The 4,077-nt window shown below is 62.1% G+C and carries 4 protein-coding genes and 2 pseudogenes; 2 read left to right on the forward strand and 4 right to left on the reverse strand.

Features of this window, described 5'->3' with window-relative positions; genetic code table 11:
- Positions 1-139: formate dehydrogenase subunit delta (locus M0D67_RS41700; protein WP_266243586.1), on the forward strand; the 139-nt coding region annotated here is incomplete at its 5' end.
- A 150-nt stretch (positions 140-289) separates the two neighbouring features.
- Positions 290-1,330: a 2-dehydropantoate 2-reductase gene (locus tag M0D67_RS41705; RefSeq protein WP_154567845.1), complete on the forward strand. Its 1,041-nt coding sequence runs from the start codon at positions 290-292 to the stop codon at positions 1,328-1,330.
- 164 nt (positions 1,331-1,494) lie between these two features.
- Here M0D67_RS41705 and M0D67_RS41710 read toward each other — a convergent pair.
- From M0D67_RS41710 to M0D67_RS41725, 4 genes and pseudogenes are all read right to left on the reverse strand, one after another.
- A pseudogene (locus tag M0D67_RS41710) lies at positions 1,495-1,623 on the reverse strand (peptidase M20); the annotation flags it as partial.
- Positions 1,624-1,651: 28 nt separating this feature from the next.
- A pseudogene (locus tag M0D67_RS41715) lies at positions 1,652-1,972 on the reverse strand (hypothetical protein); the annotation flags it as partial.
- Positions 1,944-2,900, reverse strand: coding sequence for a histone deacetylase family protein (locus tag M0D67_RS41720; RefSeq protein WP_171929038.1), 957 nt, complete (start codon positions 2,898-2,900; stop codon positions 1,944-1,946). The gene M0D67_RS41720 and the pseudogene M0D67_RS41715, both read right to left, overlap by 29 nt.
- 222 nt (positions 2,901-3,122) lie before the next feature.
- Entirely contained in the window at positions 3,123-3,665 is a 543-nt protein-coding gene (locus tag M0D67_RS41725) for a lecithin retinol acyltransferase family protein (RefSeq protein WP_233465457.1), read from the reverse strand.
- Positions 3,666-4,077: the final 412 nt, after the last annotated feature.

Raw genomic sequence — 4,077 nt, forward strand, 5'->3', positions numbered from 1 at the left:
TATCCGCCGCTTCTGGGAGCCGCGCATGCGGCGCGCGCTGCTGGCAGTGCTCGATACGCCGAACAAGGAGGCGTTGTGCCAGATCGTGCGTGAGGCGCTGGCGGGCCATCGCGCTGGGTTGACGCCCGCTCGAGCATAAGCGGCGAAGCCTGCGGCGGCGGCGTCGCTTGCGCCCGCGATATGGCGCACGGGCATTACGCACCGCCTGGAAAAATTCGCATCGTCGGAGTTGAAACGGATGTCGATTTCGACGCGACAGCGTTCGTGCCTTAAAAACAGGAGGAGACAGATGAAGATCTGTATTTATGGCGCCGGCGCGATCGGCGCGTACCTCGGTGCGCAACTCGCATTGGCAGGCGCCGCCGTCAGTTTCGTGGCGCGCGGCCCGCACCTCGCCGCCATGCAGGCAAACGGCGTACGTCTGCAGATCGACGGTGCCGAGCGTATCGTCAACGTGCGTTGCTCAGCGGACCCGCGTGAACTCGGCGTGCAGGACTACGTGATCGTTGCGCTGAAGGCGCATTCGGTGCCGGGCGTGGTGGGCGCGATGCAGCCCTTGCTGGGGCCGGACACGGCGATCGTTACCGCCGTAAACGGGATCCCGTACTGGTATTTCTACAAGCATGGCGGCGAATTCGCCGACACCACGCTCGACAGCATCGACCCGGGCGGCAAGCAGTGGAACCAGCTCGGACCCGAGCGGGCGATCGGTTGCGTGGTGTATCCGGCGGCCGAAATCGTCGAACCGGGCGTGATTCGCCACGTGTACGGCAAGAAGTTCCCGATTGGCGAGCCGGGCGGCGAACGTACGGCGCGGATCCAGAAACTGCACGAAATCATGGTGTCGGCGGGTCTGGACGCGCCGATCCGCGACACTATCCGCGACGAAATCTGGCTGAAGCTATGGGGCAATCTCTGCTTCAATCCGATTAGCGCGCTGACCCACGCGACGCTGGACGTCATCACGAGCAATCGGGCCACGCGCGCGGTATCGCGAACGATGATGCTGGAAGCTAAAGCGATCGGCGACCGCTTAGGCGTGCATTTCCGCGTGGATGTCGAAAGGCGTATCGATGGCGCGGGTGCGGTCGGCGCCCACAAGACCTCGATGTTGCAGGATCTCGAAGCCAACCGTCCGATGGAGATCGACCCGCTGCTCACCGTCGTCCAGGAAATGGGCCGGCTGGTCGGCGAGGCAACGCCGACGATCGATACGGTGCTGGCATTGATCAAGCTGCGCGAGCGCATTGCGCAGCAAGCGCCGGTTCAGGCTGCTTCTTCATCTTCGGAAGGCGCGGGCCGGACGGTGAGGGTCCCGCGCGCGGCATAGGCGCGGCTAGCGCGCCTATCATGGGCGGACCCGTGCGCCTGCGGAAGTGCGCACAGACCCGCAGTGGATGCAGCCGTCGCTCAAAATCGAATCGGCAACGGCGCGGTCCTCGCGCTCCTTCAGTAAATCGCTGAGCGCAAGCGCAACGGTTTTCGTAGCCAGCCTTCGAGATGAACGCAACCGTTGTGAGCGGTCGTAATCGCAAATGAGAAGCCGGCGCAGATCGCGAAGTCGGGCTTCACGATGCCGTTCGCAAGCAGCCATCCCGGACCCAGCAAGCCGCCGCTTTCCTCGGCCGAACGGTGTCGTGTGCGCGCCGTCCTCGCTCGCCATTTTCAGGATCTGGGCACAGGTCGGCACGTCGTCGTCCATGCCGGGCGTGCGATGCACGCGCAACGCCAGACGCATCTCCTGCAGCATGTCGCGGTCTTCGTTGATGCCGGCTTCGTCGAGTCCCATGCCGACCGTCACGCCGTATTTCGCAAACACGTTACCCGCTTCGGTGTTGCGGCCTGCGCGCAACGTGGGGCAAGCACTGAAGTCTGTGAGCCGGTACCGTCGAACGTACCGCCGCAAAGCAGCGGCGGCGCCTGTATCAGTCGCATTGCTGCACCTATCGCCCCAATTGGTGGGCCTCAACACCCATCAACGCACGAACATGCGCGGCCGTGCTGGTGGCCAGGCCGTCCAGACTGTAGCCCCCCTCGAGAATCGAGACGATGCGCCCCTCGCACGTCGCATCGGCAATACGCATCAGCTCACTGGTAATCCAGTGGAAATCGTCGTCCTCGAGGTTCAAGCCTGCGAGCGGATCCAGTCGGTGCGCGTCGAAGCCGGCCGAAATGACGATGAGTTGGGGGTTGAAGTGGCGTATCGCCGGCAACATGCCGGCTTCTATCCGAGCACGGAAGAGCGCCGAATCACAGCCACGGGGCAACGCGACATTGACGATGTTGTGGTTCACGCCGGTCTCGGATGGGGCGCCCGTGCCGGGATAGAAAGGCGACTGGTGGCTGGAAGCGTAAAACAGCCCCGGCCGGTCGAAAAAGGCTGCCTGGGTACCGTTGCCATGATGGACGTCGAAGTCGACGACCGCGACGCGCTCCAGCTTGTGTACTTCATAAGCGTAGGCTGCAGCGATCGCAGCCTGATTGAAAATGCAAAAACCCATTGCCCTGGCTGGCTCGGCGTGGTGACCACACGGGCGGGTGGCACAAAATACGTTGCGTGCTTGCACATTCATCACCGCGTCGACGCCAGCACAAGCCGCTCCGACGCAGCGCATCACGGCTTCCCACGAGCCCGGCGACATCACCGTGTCGCCGGCATCGAGAGGCATATAGCCATGCTGCGGGGCGATGTCCGCGACCTCATCGACAAAGCCGCGGTCGTGGATCAATTGCACCTGGTCGAGTGTGCCCATCGGCGCATCGCGCCATTCCAACGACGAGAATTCCGGCGACCGCAACGCGCGCAGCACGGCGTTCAGACGTTCCGGCGACTCCGGATGGCTAGGGCCGGGGCGATGCTCCAGACACGCAGCATGGGAATAAACAAGGGTAGTCGTCATTTGCTGATGCGCGGCACAACCCGCAGCCTCCTTATAAGAGCATGGTCAACAGCATCAGGAGCCCGCACGGCTTGGGTTTCCAGCCGGTTGCCACGGGCGCCCACAGACGAAAGTGACGGCTTGCAACGCTTAATCGCGAGGTGACGAAAACAACCTTGCCACAAATTGCCGGTCAGGATCCCGAAACGGTCGGTCACGTTGCTCCGAAATACACGGGTACGCTTACGCGTGGCGGGACATCGCCTGACCTATCAAGCGCTCATTGGCGGTGGCGCCGGCGCAGCTGCTTTTTACGTCAAGCAACGCATCCGCGTGGTTGCAGACCATCGCAGCGAAGTAATTGATCGACATCTTGAACAGGCCCACCGCTGCGCGCATGGCCGCCCACGGATAAGTCAGGCACACGCGCACTTGCTCGCTGCGGCTTTCGCCATACAGGCACCACGCACAGAAGTGCTCGCAGTTATTGGTCAGGAGCCTGTATCGATCCTCGCCAAGGCGCGAGCGCGCCCGTTCTGCAACTTGCCGGTCGGCGTAACCTGGACGATCACCCGGCTCGATCCAGACTTCGCGCCCTGCGGCGAAGCATGCAATCGTCACTTCCTCGACAGGGCCGCGATGCAAAGACCGGGCAAGTCCGGCGTAGTGCACTACATTGCCCTTGCCGACATAGATGCCGTGGTGACTGTATGCGCGGCGAGGTGTTACGAGATGTGCGCCGAGAGCCGGTTCGCTTCCAACTCCGAGATGCCACCGCACCTGCATCGCCGCAGGAGTGCAAGACGTGATAGTGGCATGTCCCATGATTCGACTCCCAACTGCTAACTGCATGAGCCAAGCATAGGACCGGACGTATATTCACGATAGTTAAACATTTTTTTGCATACCATAGTGTTTTTGTTATGGATTGCCGCATGGCTCACACAACCCAGTTTTTTCCAAGGCTGGAGATGGGGTGCCCTCAAGAAACGGATTTTTTCGTACGCTTAGGCCACGGCGTGGCCGATCTGACCGCGCGTAGCGGCCGGAACAGTCCGTCGCCAAACCTTTTCGGAGCGCCCATGTCAGGGAGTAAGCACTTGAACAGGACCGTCACTGATTACGTTGACCGGCGAGAGGCCAGCTGCTAGCGAACGGGATCGATGTGTGAGGCGGCGGGCAGCAAAGGAGCGACGTT

This window comes from Paraburkholderia sp. SECH4, from assembly GCF_030511745.1.
GTDB classification, from domain to species: Bacteria; Pseudomonadota; Gammaproteobacteria; order Burkholderiales; family Burkholderiaceae; genus Paraburkholderia; species Paraburkholderia madseniana.